Genomic DNA, 1,293 nt, shown 5'->3' on the forward strand with positions numbered 1-1,293 from the left:
ATGATGGGTGTCGTTCCACTGGGTCAGCACCCGCGCGTGTTCCGCACCGGACAACACATCGATATCACCCACCGGCGCCTCCGGATCCGCGACCACCGCCGCCAGAATCCGATCCAACCGCGCCGCGAACCCCGCCACCGTCGCCTCATCGAACAAATCCCGCGCATACGAGAACTCCGCCGACATCCCCGCCACCTCCCCCTGACGGTCCACCACCTCCTGCAACGTCAACTGCACATCGAACTTCGCCAACCGCGAGTCGTACTCCACCGGAGACACCCGCAACCCCGGCAACTCCAAACTCGCCTGCCGCGTGTTCTGGAACGTCAACATCACCTGAAACAACGGATGCCGCGCCTGCGACCGCGACGGATTCAACACCTCCACCAACCGCTCGAAAGGCACATCCGCATGCGCGAACGCATGCAAATCCGCATCCCGCACCCCCGCCAGCACCTCGGTGAACCCCGCCCCCGGCTCCACCGGCACCCGCAACACCAGCGTATTCACGAACATCCCGATCAAATCATCCAACGCCGCCTCACCACGCCCCGCCACCGGCGTCCCCACCGCGATATCCCCGGTCCCCGACAACCGCGCCAGCAACACCGCCAACGCCGCATGCATCACCATGAACAACGACGCATTCTGCCGCCGCCCCAACTCCACCAACCGCCGCTGCACCTCCGCCGACACCACAAACGGATACGTCCCACCCCGATACGACGCCACCGGCGGACGCGGCCGATCCCACGGCAACACCAACTCATCCGGCAACCCCGCCAGACGCTCCACCCAATACCCGATCTGACCCGAAATCAACGACCCCGCATCATCCTCCGAGCCCAAAACCTCCCGCTGCCACAACGCATAATCCGCATACTGCACCGGCAACGCCGCCCACGCCGGCTGCTCCCACGACGTCCGCGCCGCATACGCCACCATCACATCCCGCGCCAACGGCCCCATCGACCAGCCATCAGCAGAAATATGATGCACCACCATCCCCAGCACGAACTCGGTCTCACTGACCTCGAACAACCGCGCATGCAACGGCACCTCACCGGTCACATCGAACGCCATCGACGCCAACTCGACCAGATGATCGATCAAATTCCCCTCGGTCACCGGCACCGGCGTCAAATCCGGCACAATCTGCGCCGCATCCAACACCACCTGCACCGGACCATTCCCCGTCTCCGGAAACACCGTCCGCAACGACTCATGACGATCAATCACATCAATCACCGCCACCTGCAACGCCGCCACATCCAACTCACCCGACAACCGAAT

Annotated in this window: 1 protein-coding gene; it reads right to left on the reverse strand. The window is 63.9% G+C overall.

The window, feature by feature from the left end; translation table 11 throughout:
* The coding region (locus tag NRB56_RS38090) for a condensation domain-containing protein (RefSeq protein WP_227838694.1) at positions 1-1,293 on the reverse strand (1,293 nt) is incomplete at both ends.

Source organism: Nocardia aurantia, assembly GCF_009604425.1.
Taxonomy (GTDB): domain Bacteria; phylum Actinomycetota; class Actinomycetes; order Mycobacteriales; family Mycobacteriaceae; genus Nocardia; species Nocardia aurantia.